The following is a 20,920-nucleotide window of genomic DNA, read 5'->3' on the forward strand; positions in this document are numbered from 1 at the left end:
GAATATGTTTAAGCATATGGAATATGCAAAACATATTTGGTTTCAAAAAATTCTTCTTTAAAAAAATCGCTTATCCGATATTGCACTACCTGTCTTTCGATTTCAGCAATTTCTTCTTCCAAATCGCCGCCTTTTAAATACAAAATACCGTTGGCCAGCTTATTTTTTGATTCATTTAAAAATTTACCTTTTACCCATGGACAAAAATTAACCAAGCGGGTTACAGCTCTTGAAACAACAAAATCATACTTTTCGGTTATTGTTTCGGCGCGGGCATGTTCGGCTATAACATTTTTCAATCCCAACGCTTTGGCTACTTCAGTAACCACCTTTATCTTCTTTCCAATCGAATCAACTAAATGAAATGAAACTTCAGGAAATAATATGGCAAGTGGAATACCTGGAAAGCCACCTCCGGTTCCAATATCCAACACTTTGGTACCCTGTTCAAAAGACATCACCTTTGCTATAGCCAACGAATGAAGCACATGACGTTCATAAAGTTCTTCGATATCTTTACGAGAAACCACATTGATCTTTTCATTCCATTCGGCATACAACTTAGAAAGCTGATCGAACTGTTTTTTTTGAGTTTCCGAGAGTGCTGGAAAATAGTTAAGGATGGTTTCCACTAGATATTGTTTTTCGTATTTCTAAGTGTATTATACAATAGATCGCGTGCTCGAAGCAACTGCGCTTTAACGGTTCCCAAAGGAAGGTCTAATTCACGGGCAATTTCTTCATAAGAATACTCTTCGAAATAACGGAGAATAACCAAGCGCTTGTATCGAACCGGTAGTCCTTCAACAACTGTTTTCAATAAAGCTGCCTTTTGCTTACGAATAATACTTTCTTCGGGAGTTGGGGTGTAACCGGCTACATCAAAGCTTTTACCGGAATCTTCATCTTCATCCATCGGTTCATCAATAGATAAAGTGGCTATTCGCTTCTTTTTTAAGAAATCGATACAATTGTTGGTAGCGATCTTAAACAACCAGGTACTGAATGCGAAAGTAGGCTGGTATTTATCGAGATTACGAAATGCTTTGGCAAAGGTTTCAATAGTCAGATCGTTGGCATCTTCCTTATTGTTTACCATTTTGAGGAGCATAAAATAAATCGAATCACGGTAACGCGACATTAAAGATCCATATGCCTTCTGATCGCCTACCATTGCCTGTTTTACTAAATTTAGATCGTTAACTGCATTACTGGAGAAATTCGGATTTACTTCCATCTTACTTTACTTGCTGAAGGTTTTACCAGGCTTATTAATGCCAGGTACAAATTATAAACAAAATCATACAAAAAAGAAAAGAACCATAAATCATAAACCTGTAATTTCTTCATGGCTTTTTTGTAAGTAACCGTTAAGCAAATTAAATATACCAACAACACACCCAGAATTACGTGTTGGTTTACTTGTATTATTAAACTTGCGATTACTACCCCATAAAAAATTAAAGTTGTTATGGTTCTGATGGAAAGCATTATTTTATGATAAGGCTTGTAAAGTTTACCTACACTCATATGACGGCGTTTTTGACGCCAAAAGTCAGCAAAGGTGCGCTTAGGTTCACTTAACATTGTAGCCTCTTCAGAAATTTCAATACGTGTATTGGTGGCATTTGCATGTGCATTAACAAACAGGTCATCGTCGCCTGATGGTAAGTGCATATGTGCGGCAAAGCCTTTATTTCTAAAAAATAGATCTTTTCGATAAGAAAGGTTGCGGCCTACGCCCATATATGGTTTGCCTGCAATAGCAAACGAAAAGTAGTTTAAAGCCGTCATGAAAGTTTCGAAACGGATAAACTTATTTAAAAACCCTGATTGACGAACATAGGGTGAATAGCCCAATACGATCTCCGTTTGCCCGCTGTAGTTTTCCATCATTTTTGAAATCCACTGGTTACTATTTGGCAAACAATCCGCATCGGTTAATAACAACAGATCGTATTTAGAAGCTTTTATCCCCAGGGTTAGGGCAAACTTTTTACCATGTTTATACTTATCATCCTCTTCCAGATGAACAATTTTAAGGTTTTGGTATTTAGCCTGAAACCCTTCCAATATTTCTTTTGAATTGTCGTAAGAACAATCATTCACCACAATAACCTCAAACGTATGATAGTCTTGTTCTAAGATCGCAGCTAAATTCTTTTGTAAATTTTCAGATTCGTTGCGTGCACAAATGACAATACTAACCGGCTCAGTAGAACCGCTCGCTTCGCTTTGCTGCTGCTCATTAAATGCAAACTTATTGTATAACAGGAATAAATAAGTACAATTAACAATAAAGCTAACGGCTAACACCGACAATAATATGATCGATAAGGGCGTATAATCTATTGGCATGGGTTAAAAAATTAAGGGCAAAGAAAACATTTTTAATCATCTAATTAAGCATTGTTGATAAAATAATAATAACTAGCTGCTGAACATAACTTTATATATTTGCAGGTTCATAAAAAAGCATAAATGAAGTTTGAATTAGTAGCAACCGACAACGGTTCAAGTGCACGAGCGGGTTTAATGCAAACCGATCACGGAACAATAGAAACCCCTATTTTTATGCCTGTAGGAACCGCAGGAACGGTTAAAGCAGTACATCAGCGCGAATTGAGAGATGATATTCAGGCGCAAATTATTTTAGGAAATACCTACCATTTATACCTTCGACCAGGATTAGACACCATTCAAAAAGCAGGTGGTTTACATAAATTCAATGGCTGGGAGCGACCCATTTTAACCGACAGTGGTGGTTATCAGGTTTACTCATTGTCTGACATTAGAAAGATCAAAGAAGATGGCGCTACTTTTCAATCACACATTGATGGATCTAAGCATCTGTTTACTCCCGAGAATGTAATGGATATACAGCGTATCATTGGTGCAGATATTATTATGGCCTTTGATGAGTGTACACCATACCCATGCGATTATACTTATGCACGTAAATCAATGGAGATGACACACCGCTGGTTAAAGCGTTGCTGCGATCGCTTTGACAGCACTGAAGGTTTGTATGGATATAATCAAACTTTATTTCCAATTGTTCAGGGAAGCACCTATAAGGATTTGCGTATACGTTCAGCAGAAACCATTGCTTCTTTTGAAAGGGAAGGCAACGCCATTGGTGGACTATCAGTTGGAGAGCCTGCAGAGGAAATGTATGCAATGACAGAGGTGGTTACCAATATCCTACCTAAAAGTAAGCCTCGGTACTTAATGGGCGTTGGAACCCCTATGAATATTTTAGAATGTATAGCCTTAGGGATCGACATGTTTGATTGCGTAATGCCAACACGTAATGCCCGTAATGGCATGTTGTTTACCAAAAATGGAATTATCAATATTAAGAATGAAAAGTGGAAAAACGATTTTTCGCCCATTGATGAAACCAGTGATCTGTATGCCGACCAGGTTTATACTAAAGCTTATTTAAGGCATTTAATGCAGTCAAAAGAGATTTTAGCGGCTCAAATTGCCTCGCTGCATAATTTGAATTTTTATTTATGGTTAGTTAAGGAAGCTCGTATGCATATTATTCAAGGAGATTTTATTCAATGGAAGAATAAAATGGTTGTTGATATGGCAAAAAGATTATAAATTTGAATATTCATTTATTGAATCGAATAAGTTTCAATATTTGAATATTCAATATATGAATACAGAATTTGATTTTAGCCATCTAAAGGTTGTTAGGGAACAACTGGGATTAACACAAAAAGAGGCCGCTAATGCCTCAGGAATAAGCCAAAGGGACATTTCTCAGCTCGAATCGGGGCTTAAGAAGTTCTTTCCTTTGGCTTATATTCTTTTTTTGAATGTTAATGGTGTAAATTTGAATATTCTGTTTTCGAATAATTTGAATATTCAAAATTTGATCTTAAACCGATTGGGCAGAATCCGTTCTATAAACCCCGATTCTATTCAGTTTGATTATTCAATATTCAAAATTACCCGTGAACGGGTTGGATTAACGCAAAAACAGGCTTCTGATAAGTCTGGGCTTTCACAGCGTGATATATCTCAATTAGAAGCAGGTCTAAAGAAATTTATCCCTTTTCAATTTATTCAATACCTGAGCCTTATAAAGGCTGATCTAAATGAAGTATTCAAATATGAGACTTCAGGAACCACTAGCACTTCCTCTACCCTGAATAATGCTAATCTACCGCTTAAAAAGCCCAATTTTACGGTTCAAAACAAAGCCCCTGAGAATCGAATATTCGACAATCAGCTGAGCATTGATACAGGATATTCTACGCATAAAGGCTCTGAAAATCTACCTGAATTAACACTTAAAGAAACTCCCATAACTAGTAATTCTATCAATTTGTTAAGTGAAACAGTGAACAGTTTATCCACTGTAGAAAAAGCTCCTGAAAAGATAGAGGTTAAAACGAAGGAAGAGCTTCCCATCCCACCCCCTCCAATTCCTAAGCAGGTTTTAGCAAAAGGGGTGGCTTTGGTAAATGTTATTCATCAAAAAAATTATCTGGAAAGATTCACTCAAACGGCATTTATCAATTCTCTGCCGATTATTTCTATACCAGGAATAGAAGCCGAAACTTTAAGAGCTTTTGAAATAGCTGGTCGAGAAATGGAACCATTATTTTTTGAGGGTGATCTGGCAATTGGTGTTAAAACCGAAGATTTTGAATCCATAAAAAATAATCGGCTATACATTCTGGTTACGGATAAAAGAATAGCCATGCGTCGCATTATCAACTGTATTAAAGCTTCCGGTGAACTAATTCTTTTAACCGACAATGAATCAATTGCCAATGAAGTGATCAAAGCAAGTAGTTTAAAAGAAGTTTGGGAGTTTAGCGTAAAAATTACATCATCGGTTGATCAGCTAAAAAACAGTTTCAATGAGCTTTATTTCCAGCTTTTAAAAATTCAGAAAGACCTTGATCTCATCAAAAGTAAGCTATAAAATACCCATGGTTTTTTTTAAGCCGCAAAACGTGATTTGCAATTCGGTATTTACTGTTAAATTTGCCATTCGCCAAAAAATTGTTCGCTTTTGAAAAATTTAATCAAAAAACTTAAATTACTACTGAATATCACTCAGTTGGATGAGTTTATCATCAAGAAATTTTTAACCACTTTTTTCTTTGGGTTAACCATTTTCATCATTATCATCGTCATTTTTGATATTTCTGAAAAGCTCGACAACTTTTTAAAGGCTGATGCCACCCTGCAAGAGATCGTTGTAAACTACTATCTAAACTTCATTTTATTTTATGTTAGTGTTTTAAGCCCTTTGGTTATTTTCATTGCGGTCATCTTTTTTACGGCCAAAATGGCCAATAACACTGAGATTGTGCCCATTTTAAGCAGTGGCGTTAGTTACTTGCGCTTCCTCTACCCTTATTTTATTACGGGTGCATTTTTGGCTATTGTAAGCTTTATCGCCAACGCTTACATCATTCCACCCTCCACACGTAACAAACTCGAATTTGAGCATAAGTATATCGACACTAAATATGAGTTCAAGGGCCAGAATAAGCACTTTAAACTCGATCATACAAGCTACGCTTACATTCAGAGTTATAACATTAAAGAAAACAGCGGATATAAATTCTCACTTGAAAAGTTTAAAGGAGATTCGCTTTATTATAAACTTATTGCCAACCGCATTGCCTGGGACACACTTAAACATGAATGGAAACTTGAGAACTATACTATCCGTTATACTAATGGCCTCAAGGAACGAATGGAAGCCGGCAATGAACTTCATATGAAGTTAAATTTAAGTCCCCGCGATTTCGAGAAACAAGATGATGACCGCGGTTCTATGACACTTACACAACTTAACAAGCAGATCAAACTCGAAGAACTGAGAGGCACGGGAAATGTTTCGAGATATGAAATGGATCGTTGGAGAATTATCACCACTCCTGTTTCTATTTTTATTCTGGTGGTTATTGCCGTAACCCTTTCCTCGAAAAAAGTACGAGGTGGAGTTGGATTACCATTGGGAATTGGGATCGGTTGTTCGTTCGCTTATATCATTCTAATGCAGTTTGCAGTAATCTTCTCTACCAAGGGAGGCTTGCCTACTTATATAGCTGCATGGGTACCGCATATCGTTTTTGGCTCATTAGCCTTGTATCTTTATAAAATTGCACCGAAATAATAACTTATTCAAACTTCACATAACAGTACTTATCTGGGGTTTTACGGCCATCTTAGGCAAACTTATTTCCGTATCAGCTCTTTCATTGGTTTGGTACAGGGTTATAATTGCTGCTACGGCCCTATTCATCTTTTTAAAGTTTAAGAAAAGTAGTTTTAAGGTAAGCAAACAAGACCTGCTTCAGTTAATTGGAATTGGTTTAATGGTTACCTTACATTGGGTGTGTTTCTTTCATTCCATTAAAATTTCAACTGTTTCCGTTGCGCTGGTTTGCTTGTCGTCTCAAACCCTGTTCACCGGCATTTTAGAGCCCTTATTTACTAAAACCCGAATATCTAAACTTGATATTTTAACCGGCATTCTAATTGTAATTGGTATTACCTGTATTTTTCATTTCGAGAGCCAATATACCTGGGGAATAATTACCGGCTTAACCGCCTCATTATTAGCTTGTTTATTCAATATTTTTAATTCGAAGATAGTTAAACGTAAAGATCCTGTATTGATCAGTTTTTATGAATTAGGTGGAGGCTGGCTCGCTTTAACCTTGTTTCTGGCCCTTTCCGGGCATTTTAGCAATATTCAGAATTTAGCATTAACCAGTTCCGATATTATTTACTTACTGATTTTAGGCATTATTTGTACCGCTGTGGCCTATGTGGTTGGAGTTGCTGTGATGAAGGAGCTAACAGCCTATACCGTTGCGTTGGTTACTAATCTCGAGCCTGTATACGGTGTTATTTTAGCCTTGCTTATTTTTAAAGACAGTGAGAAAATGACAACCGGGTTTTATATTGGCGCCGCTATCGTTATTTTATCGGTAGCGCTTTACCCCCTGGCTAAACGTAAAAGCCAATCATATAAGCAGGTTGCCAATTAATTCTGTATTTTGAGTTATTGCTCTATTGTTAAATTGTTTGAATGCTGATCAGAGTGGGTAAGTGTAATCCAAACCAAGCAGAAACACAATTTAACAATACTACTTAAGGGGCTAGCCTGCTTACTGTTTCTCTCTTTTTTCCCCTTCTCAGGTTCATCTGCACTCTTCTCTCCCTTTTCAATTGGATCAATTAATCCTGCATACTTTGATGACCTTCATTGATTTCCTACTAAATGATTCAGATTGATAAATATGATTTCTTTCGATTTGGAGTCGAGCTTTTTAATTACTTGACGTTCTTCAGCCAGTTACATTTTTCTTTTAATTACCTACTCTTTCACAGTTAAAATTTTAACTCACAACCGTTGATTAATAAATCCTTCAATTCAATAAAATTGACTTATTTTAGAGCTTTACAGATGAATATTTTACTAAACTTTTATCAAACAATAACCATATAATCAATTTGTTATATAATTTATTTTTATAAAAACTTTAAATAAAAATGACGTCAAAACAAATATTTTTAGCAAAAACCTTAAAATGAGGCATTTACAAAAGAATAACATTCTATTTATCAGCTTTTTAACACTAGTTATTTCAACAATAAGTTCATATTCAATTTTTGCACAGGTTTTCAACTACGGACAAAACCCATCCAGTCTCAAATGGAAACAGATCAAGGCGGAAAACTTTCAGGTCATCTTCCCTGCCGGCTTTGAAAAGGAAGCGGAACGAACGGCTAACGTGTTGGAACATCTGTACAACTATGTGGGAAAGTCACTTCAAACAAAGCCCCGGAAAATTTCGATCATACTTCAAAATCAAGCGGTGGTATCAAACGGGTTCGTCACTTTAGCACCACGTCACTCGGAGTTTTACACCACCCCTCCGCAAGACCTTGAGCCAAACGATTGGATCAACAGTTTGGCAGTGCATGAACTCAGGCATGTGGTGCAAATGGATAAGACGACTACCGGAATAAATATTCCCTTAATTGAGGAAATTCAGTTTGCCGTTTTTGGCGGTGTGTTTCCCATTTGGTTTATTGAAGGCGATGCGGTAATTAATGAAACCGTGCTTAGTAATTCAGGAAGAGGACGTGTGCCCCACTGGGAAAAAGAATTAAGAGCGAATACCCTTGCCGATGCTAAATACAGTTATTCTAAATACTATTTTGGTTCGCTAAAAGATAACATTCCGGATTACTACCGACTTGGTTATTTTATGGCCGCTAAAATGCGTCGCGATTTGGGAGATTCGGTTTATAACCAACTATTTACCCGCGCCAAAAATAAACTGTACATTCCCTGGCCGTTTTCAAACTCATTAAGGCATTTTTCAGGTTATTCAACCAGTCAATTTTATAACAAAACCATTGAGGAATTAAAGCAAAAATGGCAGCAGCAACAGCAAAGCCTGAATTTTACTAAATATGAGGTGATAAATAAAAGGGATGATAAGGTAACAACGGATTATTTTCTACCAAAAGCTTTAAATAAGGATGAAATCATTTGTTTAAAATCAGGTTTGGGAGATCTTTCGGCTTTTTACAAGATCAATAAAGAAGGAAAAGAAACAAAGCTCTTCACCATCGGTCCGCAATTAACTCCTCATTTTGATATTAAAAATGGTCTCATTGTTTGGGATGAGATCCGGTTCGATCCGCGTTTCCAGTATCGAACTTACTCGGTCATTTGTACTTACAATTTAAGTTCAAAAACCTTTAAACAGTTCAGCAATACTTCGAAGTATTTTTCCCCTTGCCTTTCGCCCGATGGTAAAACCATTGCTGCAGTAAAAATATCGAACAGCAATAGCTTCAATATTATTTTACTGGATGTGGCAAGCGGATTAGAAATAAAGCAGCTGCCCAACCCGGAGAATTTCTTTATGCAAACACCCTCGTTTGATGCCAGTGGGAACCAATTGGTTTACGTAGTTTCGGCTAATAAGGGGCGTAACCTGGCTTTAACAGACCTAAAGACAGGTGAAGAAAAATTATTGCTTCCATGGAGTTTTAAACAATCCCTTCGACCTGCTTTCTTGGGTAACCGAATTATTTACAATTCGATATACAATGGCATCGATAATATTTATGCAGTAGATATTCAAACAAAAAACATTGAGCAGTTGACCAATACGGCACTTGGCGCTTATAATGCTTCCTTCGATCCATTTAATGAGCAATTGCTGTTTAATGATTTCGAGCAAAGAGGACAAAATATTACAGCAACTAAAATCACTTCTTTAAAAACAGTTGATCAAACAATCGATACAAGTAGCTTTATTCAATTTTACCAACCAATGGTAAGCAGAGAGCAAGGGAAATCAGTTTTGGACAGTTTTCCTACTACTTCTTACGAAATTACACCCTATAAAGAAGCCGCTCATTTAATTAACTTCCACAGTTTGAGTCCTTATACTCAAACTCCAGACAACGATAACTACATGGCTGGAATCAGCCTTAAATCAAACAACCTGTTAAACACCATGGCATTAAGCATAAATTATGCTTATGATAACTCGGTAAAGGCAGGAGAATATGGCGTTTCTCTTGCCTACAAAAAGTTTTATCCGATTTTCAGCTTAAATTATACAAACAGTAAAAAAGAAGCCGTTTATCAGACAATTGTTAACAATAAACCTGTTTACCACGAACTCTCATTCCGTCAAAACGACCTGAGCTTTGAGGTAGCGGTACCTTTGAGTTTCTACAAGAATAATTACAATTATAATATTGGATTAAGTTCTGAAGTTAGTTATATATCAAGGTATGACGTTGAAAATGAACCTAAGGATTTTATAAGTCATATCAACTTTCCGATTGATAATACCATTTATTTCTATCGTACATCAAGACGAACAGCCAGGGATATTAATCCTAGGTGGGGACAACAAATCAGTATTCGATATAATTCATTGCCATTTGACGATCAGCTGGATGGTTCTATATTTGCTTTCGAGAGCAGTTTTATTTTCCCCGGTTTATTAAAACATCATTCATTCGTTACATCTTTCAACTATCAGAATAATACAGGCGTATATAAATATGCTAATGAAATTCCAGAAGCTAGTGGATCCTCTTATACCGATCGAAGCGCCCCTCTTGAAAATTCATTGTTACTTAGATATAGATTTCCATTGTTTTATCCTGATTGGGAGCTGGGCCGATTTGCCTATATTAAACGATTTAAAGGAGGTTTCTTTACCGATTTTGAGAATATATCAAGCCAGGGAAATTTAAAGTCGTACGGACTTGAATTACGAGCTGATTGTAATCTGTTAAGGTTTTACCTGCCCAATTACGACATCGGAACTAAAATGATCTTTTTAACTGATAAAACAGTTAAATCTCCAGTTTTCGAATTAGTATTTAACTTTAGCCTTTAAATGAGATATTGCTTATATTAAGATTTGAATTAAACAATACCTGTTCACCAAAACATAATAGCATGAGCTTTAAAACTATATTTATTATTACGGTTACCGTTTTGCTTACGATAATATTAATGCAAAATACCAGTGAAGTAAACGTTAGGATCTTGATGTGGGATGTAAGGGTTTCATTTATCCTTCTAATGGCATCAATAGCTATTTTATGCTTTATAGCAGGATATTTAGCAGCCTTTAGGAAAAAAAGAACTTCAAATGTGACCATTCCAGGTACGCCAACAAACGATAAAGATTTAAGTCAAGAAGACAAAAACTATCTTGAATAAAACGATGAAAGGCTTCAATCTAAAATTGAAGCCTTTCTAATTTATTGAATCTAATAATTAATTGACCTTAGAATGAATTTCCAGATCATTTTCTCTTTTAATTATATCAGCAATGCTGGTTTCTAATAGAATTTTTAGTGTTGCGTCGCGCACCTCTTTTGCCACATCTCTTATCCCGCAGGTTACCTCATCTTTACATTCTTCACAACGCTCGTAAAAGTTCAAACTAACACAGGGAAGCATGGCAATCGGCCCGTCAACAATCCGGATAATTGCCGAAAGGCTAATTTCCTCAGCTGATTTAAGCATATAGTAACCACCCCCAGCTCCTTTTTTGCTGCTTACAAAGCCATTATGTTTAAGCTCTAAGAGAATAGCTTCTAAAAACTTCTTGGGAAGCTGTTCATTTTTAGCTATATCCGCAATCAACATTGGCTGATTTGAGTCATTTCTAGCTAGAGCTACGAGCGCTTTAATCGCGTATTTTGTTTTTTTGGATAACAAGTTTTTACCGTTTTATAAGGTTAATTAATGCAAATTAACCAAATGTAAACCAAGAAAAAAATACTTAATCCATTAATTTTATAGTTTAATAATAAAGAACTACTAAATTAATTTCCCTACCATCATTAAAATAATACGTAATGAAACAAGAATAACCACAATTCCAACCACTAGCATGATGGTTTTAACCGGTAATTTACTTGATAAACGAGCTGCAATAGGAGCTGCAATACATCCTCCTATTATTAATCCGGCAATAACCTGAAAATGGTCAAGACCCAACATTAAAATGAAGGTTACTGAACTAGCGAACGAAACGAAGAATTCAGTTAAGTTTACAGAACCAATTGTGTAACGGGCGTTTCTACCACCTGCTATTAATGTTGAGGTTACAATTGGCCCCCATCCACCACCTCCAACAGAATCCATGAAGCCTCCAAAGCCTGCTAACCAGCCAATTTTCTTCATTTTTTTCTTGTTTTGGGTTTTGTTGATCACCTTTCTGATAATGATAATGCCTAAAACAAGCGTATAACAAGCCACTATTGGTTTCATTACATAAGCATAATCTTGTAATGAAGAAAGAATATACGCGCCGGCAATGGCACCTAGAACTCCAGGTATTACCAATGTTTTAAAGAGCTTACTGTTTACGTTACCAAATTTAAGATGGCTGATGCCGGAAACCCCCGTAGTGAAAATCTCAGAAGCATGTACACTGGCACTTGCTGCCGCCGGAGTTATACCAAACGACATCAAAAATGTTGTGGCACTGACTCCATAGGCCATACCCAAGGCTCCATCAATCATTTGCGCAATAAAACCACCAATTATGAAAATGAATATTTCTGAAGTAACATGACTTCCGAACCAGTCGCCAGCAGCTGTAAAATTATCAATTGTAGCGTATTTACCAGCTAAAAAACCTAATATCAACAAACCAACAGCTGAAAAAACATAAGTTAAAATGTTTATGATCTTTCTTCTTTTAGGAGTTTCAGCCTGTGTTCTTACTGCTAATACAGCTGTTATATCATTTAGTTGTCGAACCTTATCGGCAAAATCACCGTTTAGCTTTTTACGGATAACCTCCATGTCATTCAATACATCATCGATCTCATACGGAAAGGCATCATTTAGCACTTCTTTCACCCTTTTGGCCATCGTGGGTGATTTACCATTAGTTGAAATGGCAAGTTTTAAATTACCTTTTTGTACTACAGAGCTAAGATAGAAGTCGCAATATTCAGGAGTATCAGCAGCATTAACTAATATATTTTTTTGTTGGCCTAGCTGATGAATTTCAGCACTCTTAACTTTATCATTAACGGCAACAATTACTAAATCTTTGCCGTCCAAATCCTTCTCTTCGAATTCTTTGGTTTTAAAAGGAATCTCATATTCTTCCAAAAACTCTTTAACCTCTTGATTAAACTCTTTTGAAATTACCTCAATTTGCGCATCAGGACTGTTACTTACCACTGCCCGAAGTTTTTCAAGAGCTACATTACCACCGCCAAGAATTAAGGTATTTAAGTTCTCCAGTTTTAAAAAAACAGGAAACAGATTATTTCTGGGACGTTCGTGGCCAATATATGGATGATGGGAAGTTGATTCCTGCAACTGTTCTGTTTTTTCGATTTCTGCTATTTCCATCCTCGTTCTGTCTTAAGTGATGCTAATTGTTCAAACAAGTGAGAGTTGCGGCCCAAACGAACCACTTCTCCAATTACTATAATTGCAGGATTTGACAACTGCTGTGCTTTTGCCATTTCAACCATTGATTCAACTGTTGTGTAGCCGGATTTCTCTTCAGGCAAAGAACCATTTTGTATAATGGCAACGGGTGTTTCTTTTCTTCCATTTTGGCTAAACAACTCTGCAATTTCATCCAGCTTATGCATTCCCATCAAAATAATTACTGTTGCTGATGATTGTGCGGCATGAACTATATCTTTTGAAAGTGCACCTGATGCGGTTGTTCCGGTTACTACCCAAAAGCTTTCATTGGTGCCCCGAGCAGTAACTGGTATCTTTTGAAGCTCAGGAACTGAATAAAATGATGAAATTCCGGGTATAACTGTAGTGGTGATGCCAAAAGCTTCTGCATAGTCAATTTCTTCGTAACCTCTTCCAAAAATAAAAGGATCACCGCCTTTTAACCTTACTACATGCCCCCGTTGAAAAGCTTTATTCACAATCAATTGATTGATCTCATCTTGTTTCATCGAATGCTTGCCGGCACGCTTACCCACCGAAATCAATTCTGCATTTTTCGAGGCATATTTTAAAAGCTCCTCATTCGCCAGAGCGTCGAATAAGATAACATCAGCATCCGCAAGAGCCTTTAAACCCTTAATTGTAAGCAAATCCGGATCTCCAGGACCTGCTCCAACTAATGTAAGTTTAGGTGTTATATTTTTGTTAATTAAGGCCATTCTCTCTTTCTTTTAGCTTAAACCTATTGAACCAAAACTGATTCGCGGTATTCTTTTATCAATGCTGTAAAACCTCTGGCCTGATCTAAATAATAAGCAGCGAAATCAGCTTCAGGCTCATTCTTATTGATCTGATAAACAAGCTCTTCGAATCCTACTGAGAGTTTTAATTTACCCTGATTAATAAAGTTCACATCAAAGTCTTTAACAATACAACTTTGGGTATTGGTTTTGACACCTTCTGATGTTAATAAGGCTTTAGCAGTATTGATAAATGAAGTGTACGAATAATAAATACTATCCGAATAATCAGCTTTTTCAAACGCCTCCTGAGCTTTTGCAACCTTTTCATCCGAATCAAGCAGCAAAGTAGCCACTAAGTCGATCGCTACACCGGCACATTCCCCCACTCCAATAGCCTGAACGTAAGGAGCAGTTTGTCCCCAATCAATAAAATCATCCTCAGTAACTTTGCTCAAATCAGCAAGCGGATTTAAAAGATCATAGAAATAGATCTTTCCTTTACGCTGATAATAGCTTAAGAAATACTCTCCTTGCTCTCTGTTTTCCTGGTAATCATTTAAGAGATAACGCAATACATCAGGACCGCGTTTGCTAGGTACTTTAATAACCTTGTCGGCCACCGAACCTAAACCGTCACCCAAAACACCTCCTCCAATTAATACTTGAAGAGCAGGCAATACCAATTTATCTTTTTTCAAACTTGAACCATGAAAACCAATAGCCGCCATGGCATGTTGCCCGCATGAGTTAATGCATCCGGAAATTTTTATTGACACATCATTTGTATAAATAAATTCGGGATACTCTTCATAAATAACTTTTTCGAGCTCTTTGGTGATATCTGTTGAGTTTGAAATACCCAGATTACAGGTATCGGTTCCTGGGCAGGAGGTAATATCTGCAGTGCTTTCGAAACCAATTTCGGCTAAACCTAGCAGATCAAGTTTATAGAACAGGTATGGCAAGTGCTGGGCAGGAACATATTTTAGGATCATTCCCTGTGAAATAGTCAGCCTGATCTCATCAGTGGCCAGTTCCTTAATAATATCAATTAATTTGCGGGCTACCGGAGTTTTGATATCACCATTGGCGATCTTCAAACCAACTGCAAAATAGCCTACTTGCTTTTGTTTATACACATTTGTTGTAAGCCATTTTTCATATTTAACCCAGTCAAGTATTTCAAAATCAGGTAAATTGATAACAGCAGGTGGAACAATTTCGTTAGCAACGGTGCCATCAATTTCATAAACTTTATTTTTAATGGAAATGCGTTCTTCTTCCACCAATTTCATGAAACCTTCCAAACCAAGATCCTGAAGTAAATATTTCATTCTGGCTTTATGGCGTTTTGTACGTTCGCCATAACGATCGAACACACGTAAAACAGCTTCTGCAAACGGGATGACCTGGTTAACTGGTAAAAATTCGTAGGCTAACTCTGCCAGGTAAGGTTGTGAACCTAAACCGCCGGCAAGCATCACTCTAAAGCCTCTAACCTCTTTACCATCAATTAGTTTTATTTTAGGAATAAAGCCCAAATCGTGCATAAAAGTATAGGCAGTATCTGATTCAGAAGAAGAAAACGCGATTTTTACTTTGCGTCCCATTTCCTGACACACCGGATTACGTAAAAAGTATTCAAAAGCCGCCTGTGCATATGGCGAAACATCAAATGGCTCGGCAGGATCAATACCGGCCATTGATGAAGCTGTTACGTTTCGTACGGTATTTCCACAAGCCTCGCGAAGGGTAATATCATCCTTTTCCAATTCGGCCCATAATTCAGGAGTACGATCTAAGCTAACATAGTGAATTTGTATATCCTGACGGGTTGTAATATGCAGATTACCACGTGAATATTCATCAGAAACCTGACAGATACGCTCTAGCTGCTCGGTGCTTACTTTACCATAAGGCAATTTAATACGCACCATTTGAACTCCTTGCTGACGCTGGCCATAAATACCACGGGCTAAACGTAAACTACGGAATTTCTCCTCATCTATTTTACCCTCACGAAACAATTGAATTTTTCGCTCTAATTCAATTATATCACGTTCAACAATTGGGTTTTCCAGTTCTGTCCTAAAGCTTTGCATATCCTATTTATATAGTCTATAGATTTAATGGGATTATAATACAATTATAAGTCCTTTTTTTGACTAATCAAAACTAAATGTAAAATAGTTCTAATAAACAGAACCTCTTTTTATCAAATAGTTAACAATATGATGAAATTATTGAAATTTTAACAATAAGAGCTAAAAGATGGAAAAATATTTTAAACCGGAAGGAATTCAGGAAAAATGAGATATCGTAGCAATTCAAATTCAACTATTCGTTAAATCTGAACACTTATAATTTTATTAGAAGAATTGTTTAGAAGATCATGAGATTCAGAACCGTAACCGTTAAAATGCCCGCCAACAACAAAATATGACGTTCGTCAAATTCGAGCTTAATTTCAATGGTCACTTCTTCTCCTCTTTTTAAGGCCTGAACTATGTCTTTGAAGTTTCTCATGCTCTTTTTTACGAGCCTGAAAAAGAAAAGTTGTCACAAAAATGTAATTAACTATACTTCAACCAGTTACAATAAAAAAGCATAGTTGATTATTAGTCAACCATGCTTCTGTTATCAACCAATCGTAATTAATTACGCCCTACGCAATTAAAAACATCTTTATTTAAGATGAGTTGCAGTTCCTTTGGAATGGATCAGCAGTCATCAAATTAAATCATTTACTTATTTAATAAGCCATCAAACGAAATGGCAACATAATATAAACCGCCAATTGTTGGCCCTCCGGCGTATTGCAAGTAAGCTTTATTGAACAAATCTGTTCCGCCAACTTTAACACTAGCTTTAGCCTGTGGAATTGCCAATGAAACTTGAGCATCAAAATTGTGAATAGCATTAATCTGACCGGTTACCAACGGACTTTCCCATAAGAAAGAAGTTTGCCATTTGTAGATAACGCTAAATCCAACATTTTTAATGATCTCTCTATTACCAAAGGAAACATTTCCCGACCATTCAGGCGTATTAAAACCTGTTACAAATATGTCGGAAGTGGAGTTGGCTTTCATTTTATTGTAGCTTACATTCCCTCCTACAGTGTATTTCTTATAAAAATTATAAGTTAAACCCAATGCCGATCCATAGTTATTATACTTGTTTTTAGCATTGGTATAAACACGGTAACGATCCTGACCTTTACTCGCTGCATTTCCTCCGCTTCCAGGGTTAGGATCACGGTTTCTATCGACCATTGCTAATACTGCTGCATCTGACCCAACAGTTTCTCCCTTGGGAACATATACCTGTACCTGACCTAAAAAGCCTGTATAAGTATTAGTATAAGCGTCAAAATCAACCACCAGCTTATTGTCGAATAAAATACTCTTATAACCCACTTCAAATGAATTAATCTGCTCAGGGCTGGCATCAGGAAGGTTAGCCACTTTCAATAAGCCTCTGTTGGCTAATGCAGCTGCATCAGTATTTCCCCCAGCTTTAACAGCAGCATTGAAGTTTACAACCGATGATTGTGTGTAGCTATTATCCAAATAACCTAAGCCTTCATTGATATATGGCAAGCTGCCCACGCGTTTTACCCTACCGTTATTTACATATGATAGTGCTTCAAATAATGCTGGGAAACGATATCCTTTTTGATAAGTTACCCTGAAGTTATGTTTGTTAGCAACGGTGTAAACAGCGGCTATACGTGGTGTAAATTTAGGGTCGAATTCAGGATTGTAATCTCCGCGTAGAGAGGCAAAAAGTTTAAGTTTTTCCTGGAAAAATGTTTTGGTAATCTGCGCGAAACCGCCAAATTTCTTATAGGATACATCCTCGCCAAAACTTCCATCTGGCAATGGTTTGTTTCGCTCTTCAATCGGGCGTGAAAAGTCTACGAAGTTATTTCCGTCAGGAATAATCTGATAGAAACGGGCATCGCCACCGATCAACAGATCGAAAAACTTCACTTCTTTTGACAGATCCCACTGACCTTCAAGGTTGTACATACGGCTATTTTGCACCAATGCTGCACCTCCTGTCTCCGGTGCATCAGGAATGGTAGAAGACTTAATATCCCAGTTATTAATACCGATAATGGTGTTTTTTAAATCCTGAAATGCTTGTGTACCGGGTTGAACACGACTTGCATCGGCCGCTTGGCGTGCAAATTGAGTAGCTGCCGCTAAATTTTCAGAAGTTAAAGCCCCACCATGTTCGGCAGAATAATTATTAAGTGCGGTTTTAAACTTAGCTCCCCAAACGGAAGCACTTCCTCCACTGGATAAGTCAAGGTTATCAGCCAATGGCTTTACGTTAAATGAATCGCCGGTATTTTCCAAGGAAAGATAACCTCTTAACAAGAAATTAGCCCCTTTTACCTCTACCTTGTGATTTTGAACAACTACATTATCCAGCTGAATCTTATTACCGCGTTGAAAAACTCCATCCATTCGTCCTATACGGTAAGAATAAGAAGCTTCTACTTTGTCATTAATTCGATAATGAAAAGAAGCGTCCACCTTAAGGTTATCCACTTTAGGACTTACCAGATCCTTTTCCCAATAACCGGTACGACCAACTGTTAACGTTTGATTTGCTTTTCCATCGATGGTTAAGCCGGTAACAGAAACCGTATTACTGCCTGCAAGCGCATCATCTCCATATTTATTCCATCCATCGAAAACTATATTATTAGGCCCATCTAAGGCAGGATATCCCGGATTAGCCGATTTTAAATTGTTTGGATTTTGGTCAAGACGAGTATCCGACAGCCAATCGGTGCCCTGCATAAAGCTTGCGTTTACCTTGAAGGCGAATTTATTATTAAACGCCTTGGCATATCTAACTGCTGTTTCCGTTAAATTACTGATATCTCTTCCTGTTCCTTCACCCACATGGTTAAAACCTGTACGTGTATAAATGCTTAATCCCTGGTATACAAATGGGCTTTTGGTCAATAAATTCGACATACCGTTAATAGCATTCATACCATAAAGAGCTGAGGCTGCACCAGGAGTTATTTCTATGCTTTGAATATCCAGTTCTGTGGGGCCAATGGCATTACCCAAAGGTACACCAAGCGTTGCCGCCTGCATGTCAACACCATCTACTAATTGCATGAACCTAAAATTGTTAGGAATATTAAAACCACGGGTGTTAGGAACTTTAAAGGTTAGGCTGGATGTTGTCATTTGTACCCCCTTCACATTTTCCAAAGCATCATAAAAACTTGGAGCCGGAGACTGTTTAATTGCTCTTATATCCAGTTTTTCTATGGCAACAGGCGACTTCAATATATTTTCTTCCACCCTAGAAGCCGTTACTACCACCTCATTTGCCTGAATATTGATACTCGAAAGATTTAGGGCAATAGACTGATTTATGTCTTTCACTTCAAATTCCTGGGTTTGAAAGCCAACCAAAGCCACTTGTAAAATAAAAGGAAGTTTTCTTCGGGTTTTTAACTCAAACTTTCCATCGTTGTTAGTTGCAGTACCAGCATTGGTACCTTTAATGTGAACTGATACTCCGCTCAGGGGATCATTAGAATCTTTATCTCTGATTGTGCCGCTGATCACAATTGCATCCTGAGCAAAAACACTCAGCGAAAGGGTCAAAAGAATAGCCAGTAGTAATGATTTCTTCATTCTATTAATAATAAGTTGATATTTAATAAGTTGATTTACAGAAAGCTGCTAACCATTGCTAGAAGTGGTTGAATCCTTTTAGCAACAACAACAACACATAGGTTGCTTATTTATAAGTTGATTGTTTTTCATTATAATAATCTTTCGAAAACAAATATATATAAATCCTACAGAACTAGTAGACTATTTTAAAAAAAATTTAGGACATTTTATAAAATGCCCTAAAAACACCGTTTTTACGCTATTTGAAGCTTTGAAACTTCAAGTGCTTGCTTAATATCTTGTAAAATATCGTCGATATGTTCTAAACCAATGGAGACGCGAACTGCTCCCTGACTAATACCAACCTGTAAACGTTCAGCTTCTGTAAGCTTAGAATGTGTACTTGAAGCCGGGTGTGTTGCAATTGAGCGGGTATCACCCAAATTAGCTGAAATAGAGAACATTTTTAATGAATCCATAAACTTGCTGGCGCGTTCGTATCCACCCTTAACTACAAAAGTAACAATGCCCCCTCCTGCTCTCATTTGTTTTTTAGCAATTTCGTATTGAGGATGAGATTTCAAAAACGGGTATTTTACTAGTTCGATTTCTTCATTTTGCTCTAAGAACTCAGCCACTTTTAAAGCACTTTCACAATGACGATCCATACGAACAGCCAGTGTTTCAAGGCTTTTAGATAATATCCAGGCATTAAATGGTGACATTGCGGGACCTGAATGACGGGCGAATGCTTCAATGTCTGCTATCAGTTTATTGCTTCCCAAAATCAGTCCTCCTAACGTACGGCCCTGACCATCAATAAATTTAGTTGCTGAGTGAATAGATAAATCAGCACCTAATTTAATCGGTTGTTGCAAATACGGGGTAGCAAAGCAATTGTCGACCACCAGCAATGCATTATGATTTTTAGACAATTTAGCCAACCATTCCAGATCGATAATATCTATTCCTGGGTTAGACGGAGTTTCAACAAATATCAGCTTAGTATTTGGCTGAATTAATGACTCCCATTCTTCCGGCTTGTCCAAATCAGCATAAGATGAAGTTACACCCCATTTTGGAAAAACATTTACCAACAGTTGATGAGTGGAACCGAAAATAGACCGGCTCGAAAGCACATGGTCACCTGATTTTAAAAAAGCAGCGAAAGTGGTAAAAATTGCTGCCATACCCGACGATGTAGCCCAACCCGTTTCAGTGCCTTCCAAAATGGCCATTTTCTCAATTAATTCAGAAGTATTAGGGTTTGAATAACGACTATAGATATTTCCTTCGCGCTCATTGGCAAACAGGGCACGCATATCTTCAGCATCATCAAATTTATAGCTAGATGTAAGATAAATGGGAGCCGAATGCTCTTTCGCTCCTGAACGCTCTGCTTGAATTCTTATGGCGTTAGTTTCAAAATTTGACATATGTTCTTAAAATAAATGAGTGATTAAATGAAGAAAACGATGAAAATGAAAACAAGGCTTTGGTGCCATCAGGCAAAAGCGTACAAGTATCCGAAAATGAAATTT

At 37.1% G+C, this 20,920-nt stretch carries 16 protein-coding genes; 6 read left to right on the top strand and 10 right to left on the bottom strand.

What is annotated here, in order from left to right; all coding sequences use genetic code 11:
- Nucleotides 1-8 precede the first annotated feature (8 nt).
- From rsmG to C3K47_RS12690, 3 genes are read right to left on the bottom strand one after another with little or no spacing between them, the layout of a single operon-like run.
- Entirely contained in the window at nt 9-632 is a 624-nt protein-coding gene (gene rsmG / locus C3K47_RS12680) for a 16S rRNA (guanine(527)-N(7))-methyltransferase RsmG (RefSeq protein WP_103789511.1), read from the bottom strand.
- Nucleotides 632-1,237, bottom strand: a complete 606-nt coding sequence (locus C3K47_RS12685; protein WP_103789512.1) for an RNA polymerase sigma factor — start codon at nt 1,235-1,237, stop codon at nt 632-634. The genes rsmG and C3K47_RS12685 overlap by 1 nt, the downstream gene beginning before the upstream one ends.
- A complete protein-coding gene (locus tag C3K47_RS12690) occupies nt 1,228-2,358 on the bottom strand; it encodes a glycosyltransferase (RefSeq protein ID WP_103789513.1) in 1,131 nt (376 codons plus the stop codon). The genes C3K47_RS12685 and C3K47_RS12690 overlap by 10 nt, the downstream gene beginning before the upstream one ends.
- Nucleotides 2,359-2,481: 123 nt before the next feature.
- Between C3K47_RS12690 and tgt the strand changes: the two genes are divergently transcribed.
- The 6 genes from tgt (at nt 2,482) to C3K47_RS12720 (ending at nt 10,756) form a co-directional block, all read left to right on the top strand.
- On the top strand, nt 2,482-3,612 hold the full coding sequence (tgt, locus tag C3K47_RS12695) for a tRNA guanosine(34) transglycosylase Tgt (RefSeq protein WP_103789514.1): 1,131 nt from the start codon (nt 2,482-2,484) through the stop codon (nt 3,610-3,612).
- A gap of 55 nt (nt 3,613-3,667) precedes the next feature.
- Nucleotides 3,668-4,948, top strand: coding sequence for a LexA family transcriptional regulator (locus tag C3K47_RS12700; protein ID WP_133159382.1), 1,281 nt, complete (start codon nt 3,668-3,670; stop codon nt 4,946-4,948).
- Nucleotides 4,949-5,038: 90 nt separating this feature from the next.
- A complete protein-coding gene (locus C3K47_RS12705) occupies nt 5,039-6,154 on the top strand; it encodes an LptF/LptG family permease (RefSeq protein WP_165784697.1) in 1,116 nt (371 codons plus the stop codon).
- Nucleotides 6,141-7,034: a DMT family transporter gene (locus tag C3K47_RS12710; RefSeq protein ID WP_103789517.1), complete on the top strand. Its 894-nt coding sequence runs from the start codon at nt 6,141-6,143 to the stop codon at nt 7,032-7,034. The genes C3K47_RS12705 and C3K47_RS12710 overlap by 14 nt, the downstream gene beginning before the upstream one ends.
- Before the next feature lie 543 nt (nt 7,035-7,577).
- Nucleotides 7,578-10,427 (top strand): TolB family protein, encoded by a 2,850-nt coding sequence (locus tag C3K47_RS12715; RefSeq protein WP_103789518.1) that lies wholly within the window; start codon nt 7,578-7,580, stop codon nt 10,425-10,427.
- Between the two features lie 62 nt (nt 10,428-10,489).
- Entirely contained in the window at nt 10,490-10,756 is a 267-nt protein-coding gene (locus tag C3K47_RS12720) for a hypothetical protein (protein ID WP_103789519.1), read from the top strand.
- Nucleotides 10,757-10,813: 57 nt separating this feature from the next.
- On the opposite strand, the gene C3K47_RS12725 is transcribed toward C3K47_RS12720, so the two are convergent.
- From C3K47_RS12725 to C3K47_RS12750, 7 genes are all read right to left on the bottom strand, one after another.
- Nucleotides 10,814-11,260, bottom strand: a complete 447-nt coding sequence (locus tag C3K47_RS12725) for an RrF2 family transcriptional regulator (protein WP_103789520.1) — start codon at nt 11,258-11,260, stop codon at nt 10,814-10,816.
- Nucleotides 11,261-11,362: 102 nt separating this feature from the next.
- Entirely contained in the window at nt 11,363-12,916 is a 1,554-nt protein-coding gene (locus tag C3K47_RS12730) for a TSUP family transporter (protein WP_103789521.1), read from the bottom strand.
- Nucleotides 12,907-13,698, bottom strand: a complete 792-nt coding sequence (cobA, locus tag C3K47_RS12735; RefSeq protein ID WP_103789522.1) for a uroporphyrinogen-III C-methyltransferase — start codon at nt 13,696-13,698, stop codon at nt 12,907-12,909. Before cobA ends, C3K47_RS12730 begins: the two co-directional genes overlap by 10 nt.
- Before the next feature lie 23 nt (nt 13,699-13,721).
- Nucleotides 13,722-15,824: a HEPN domain-containing protein gene (locus C3K47_RS12740; RefSeq protein ID WP_103789523.1), complete on the bottom strand. Its 2,103-nt coding sequence runs from the start codon at nt 15,822-15,824 to the stop codon at nt 13,722-13,724.
- Between the two features lie 280 nt (nt 15,825-16,104).
- Nucleotides 16,105-16,248 (bottom strand): hypothetical protein, encoded by a 144-nt coding sequence (locus C3K47_RS19565; protein ID WP_165784698.1) that lies wholly within the window; start codon nt 16,246-16,248, stop codon nt 16,105-16,107.
- Between the two features lie 218 nt (nt 16,249-16,466).
- Complete coding sequence (locus tag C3K47_RS12745; protein WP_103789524.1) at nt 16,467-19,397, bottom strand: TonB-dependent receptor; 2,931 nt, start codon at nt 19,395-19,397, stop codon at nt 16,467-16,469.
- A 236-nt stretch (nt 19,398-19,633) separates the two neighbouring features.
- Nucleotides 19,634-20,815: a trans-sulfuration enzyme family protein gene (locus C3K47_RS12750; protein ID WP_103789525.1), complete on the bottom strand. Its 1,182-nt coding sequence runs from the start codon at nt 20,813-20,815 to the stop codon at nt 19,634-19,636.
- Between the last annotated feature and the right edge of the window lie 105 nt (nt 20,816-20,920).

It is taken from the genome of Solitalea longa (assembly GCF_002920915.1).
In the GTDB taxonomy this organism is placed as follows: domain Bacteria; phylum Bacteroidota; class Bacteroidia; order Sphingobacteriales; family Sphingobacteriaceae; genus Solitalea; species Solitalea longa.